Source organism: Syntrophorhabdaceae bacterium, from assembly GCA_028713955.1.
Classification (GTDB): domain Bacteria; phylum Desulfobacterota; class Syntrophorhabdia; order Syntrophorhabdales; family Syntrophorhabdaceae; genus UBA5609.
The window spans coordinates 1-3,483 of sequence record JAQTNJ010000297.1; the positions used below are offsets into that span (position 1 = coordinate 1).

A 3,483-nucleotide genomic window follows, 5' to 3' on the forward strand; every position below is an offset into this window, starting at 1 on the left:
AGATCAAAAAGACCTGCCCGGACATCAAAGTCCTTTTTATGAGCGGCTATACCGGGGACGTGGTCCTTGATAAAGGGGTTCACGGTGACGCAGCCAACTTCATCTCAAAACCTCTCTTACCGGATGAACTGCTCCTGAAAGTAAGAGAAATACTGGACAGTTGATACCTGTAAACCCATAATTCGTGAATCGTAATTCGTAATTGGATGAAACCGGTGAAAGGCGAAAAATGGGAAAACCCGTAATTCGTGAATCGTAATTCGTAATTGGATGAAACCGGTGAAAGGTGAAAAATGGGAAAACCCGTAATTCGTGAATCGTAATTCGTAATTGGATGAAACCGGTGAAAGGTGTCATTGCGAGCGGAGCGCGGCAATCTCATTCAATAAATTATACCCTATGAGATCGCCACGTCGCTTACGCTCCTCGCGATGACAGCAAGAATGAAGGATGTTCCTCGCGATGACAGCAAGAATGAAGGATGTTCCTCGCGATGACAGCAAGAATGAAGGATGTTCCTCGCGATGACAGCAAGAAGTGTGGCTTCGCACGATAACAGGTCGCTTGTAATAACCAAACACCTGTTTATAAGTGTTTTGTTATTTGGTATGCAGCAATTGTAAAACTTTGTCTTAAAGATTGTCCTGAAACCTGGCGAGGTTTACTCTGGACACGCCAGAGATGGGTCCCGAGGACTATCTGATCGGGAACATGTGATAACCTCACCAGTCTTCAGGATATGTATAATTATAGCACACCGTGCAATAAAGCGTAGGCCAAATCTTCAATTGTCAGCGATTTATGCTGTTCCTCCCAGGTATCTCTTTCGTTCTTTTTCGGGGAACCTCTCAATAGCGTAGCGCAGCATTGTCCGGGGCATCTCCCTGTAATTCTTATCCAGGAAAGCCTTCTCAACGGGCAGGTCGCGTTTCCCGATCTCGCGGAGCATCCAGCCGACAGCTTTATGGATCAGATCCTCTCTGTCTTTTATAAGTATACCTGATATCTCCAGGGCATTGCTGAAGTCCTTTCTCCTTATCAGGTGGAAGGTTGACAGGATGGCAATCCTTCTCTCCCAGAGGTTTGCAGACTTAGCCAGTCTGAAGACCGGCTTCTTATCCTTTTTCTCCAGATATGCGCCGACAATATAGCAGGCAGAGCTGTCAACGAGGTCCCAGTTGTTGATGTACCGCGTGTTGCCCAGGTATATCTCATAGATTGCGGTCCTGTCTTCAACGCCTCCTCCGGAGAATTTATCCACCAGCATCAGGAGCGCGAATAATCGTTCTTCGTGAAAAGGGGATTTGAGCAACAGGAGGGTTTCTTCAAGGGGAATGTCTCTGTATCTCCTGACCTGTTTTCTCAGTACCGGCACACGAATGCCGAGGAATACATCACCCTCTCCATACTCGCCCTTGCCTGTCTTGAAGAATCTTTGTGAATGCTCTGCTATGGCGGCATCACTCAAACTCACCAGAATATTATGGATTTCCTGTGCTGTCATAGGCAGATAATGAACGGTTTTAAACTAACATAAACCACTGCACCCCGGCGGGATTAAATCTGAATAGGGTTCGTGCAGGCAAGGTATTCGATAACCCGCCGCTATTCGGAGATATTAACCGTCCAGGATCACAGATAACACACAAATCAGCCGTGAGTGTCCACTTATTGAGGGAGGTATGGGATCTGGTTGATGGAATTGTTAGCCCTTCACTTTACCTCTTTCAGCAAAAACTTCTTTGGCTGCAAACAATCCATTAAGCGCCGCGGGAAAACCTGCATAGACAGCCATTTGTATTATTGTCTCGATAACTTCCTGCTCGGTGCATCCAACATTTAAAGCGCCATGGATATGAACTTTTAACTGAGGGACAGCATTTCCTAAAGCTGTCAGAGCCGCTACTACCGCTATTTCTCTGGATTTCAGATCTAATCCCGGCCGTGAATATATGTCGCCAAAGGGAAATTCAATCAGTAATCGCGCAAAATCCGGGGCAATATCCTTAAGGCTTTCGATGACACGCTCACCGGCCTCCCGGTCAACTTCTTTGAGTTTTTCCCAGCCTCTTCGATAGCGATCATTGGTTTCCATGTTTTTCCTCCTTTGCAGGCCCAACGTGAGGTTGAACCGGAGCATAAGCGACCGGCTCGAAGCCCCTCATGATGACCCTAAACAAGCGGGATATTCTTAGGCGCCGCCGTGAAAGAGAATAACGTAGCTGTTGCTTCAGTGAAGTAAAAGGTTACAAACAGCTCATCGTCCGCCCCTTTGGGATAAACCCTCAGAAGATTAGGGGACCGCTCGAAGGCCTGGATTTTTGCCTCACGGGTTTCATCAAACACGATTCTTCCTCTTATCCTCAGCCATGTATCATTACTTCCCATATCCGAAATCTCAATATCCGGATTCTGTTTTAGCTGCTTATATACATCCTTGGTTTTGTTGGTGCAGAAATAGAGCGTATTGTTCCTTTGCATTATGAAGCCAAAGGGACGGACCCTTGCTTTAGCTCCATCGACAGTGGCAATGTGGAAAACAGGGTTGGCTTGTATAAACTCAAAAGCGGTATTCATATGAACCTCCTGGAGGGAATTTTGTTTGGCTATATATTATATGCAACAGGATGAGGTATGCAATACATAAAATAATAACAGAACCCACAAGGAGACTCCCATAAGATCATACGTTAAGCACAAGGGCATATACTTTCTGCCTTGAGGTTCCCCTGTCTCGGCGTACTGCATAACTGACAGCAGGTCGAGCCGGTCGATATCCTTTTGCACAATAAGAGATAATGCTTACCAGCCGGGGATATGCTAATATGTAAGGGATGAAGAAGCTTACCCTTGTTATCCGGTATAGTTCCGGTACCATCTTTGAGAAGTCCCTGTTGTCTCTCGCAGAATCAGTGCTGGTAGAAAGCATTGTGGTCATGAACCAGCGCCCGGTTTATCTTGAAGTGCCAAAGTGCCGTGTTCTTGCGGCAGATCCTATCCAGTCGCAGGAAACGCTTAGCATGGTCCTGGAAGATATTCACACGGAGTATGTCCTCTTTTTACCGGGACCGGGGACAGTCTTCATTAAGACGGAGGCGCTGGAGAAGATGCTGGAGGCGGCGGAGTCTACCAGGGCAGGCATGGTCTATTCCGATTATTACGATATGGAACCGGGAGGGCTGGGAAAGGGGAGGGCGCTCCATCCGCTCAATGATTATCTGTTGGGGAGCGTCCGTGATGATTTTGATTTCGGCGCCATGATGCTCTTTTCTGTACCTGCTGTCAGGGACGCCGTGAAAAAATACGGGGCCATTCCTGATACAAGGTATGCCGGGCTTTACGGCCTTCGCCTGAATGTTTCTATGGACAACCTGATCCATCATGTCGCTGAACCGCTCTATTCGGTGGTCATGACAGACGGGCATTCAGAAGGTGAAAAACTCTTTTCCTATGTTGATCCCAGGAATGAGGCTCTCCAGAAGG

At 47.2% G+C, this 3,483-nt stretch carries 4 protein-coding genes; 1 reads left to right on the forward strand and 3 read right to left on the reverse strand.

Annotated elements, in window-relative coordinates; all coding sequences use genetic code 11:
* Positions 1 to 799: 799 nt before the first annotated feature.
* From PHU49_16025 to PHU49_16035, 3 genes are all read right to left on the reverse strand, one after another.
* Positions 800 to 1,504 carry a DNA alkylation repair protein gene (locus tag PHU49_16025; protein MDD5245517.1) on the reverse strand — a complete coding sequence of 235 codons (705 nt, stop codon included), beginning with the start codon at positions 1,502 to 1,504 and terminating at the stop codon, positions 800 to 802.
* 201 nt (positions 1,505 to 1,705) lie between these two features.
* The gene (locus PHU49_16030) at positions 1,706 to 2,095 is read right to left on the reverse strand and encodes a carboxymuconolactone decarboxylase family protein (GenBank protein ID MDD5245518.1); all 390 of its coding nucleotides are present in this window, start codon (positions 2,093 to 2,095) and stop codon (positions 1,706 to 1,708) included.
* Positions 2,096 to 2,172: 77 nt separating this feature from the next.
* Complete coding sequence (locus tag PHU49_16035) at positions 2,173 to 2,577, reverse strand: pyridoxamine 5'-phosphate oxidase family protein (protein MDD5245519.1); 405 nt, start codon at positions 2,575 to 2,577, stop codon at positions 2,173 to 2,175.
* A gap of 257 nt (positions 2,578 to 2,834) precedes the next feature.
* Here PHU49_16035 and PHU49_16040 point away from each other — a divergent pair.
* The coding region (locus PHU49_16040; protein MDD5245520.1) for a hypothetical protein at positions 2,835 to 3,483 on the forward strand (649 nt) is incomplete at its 3' end.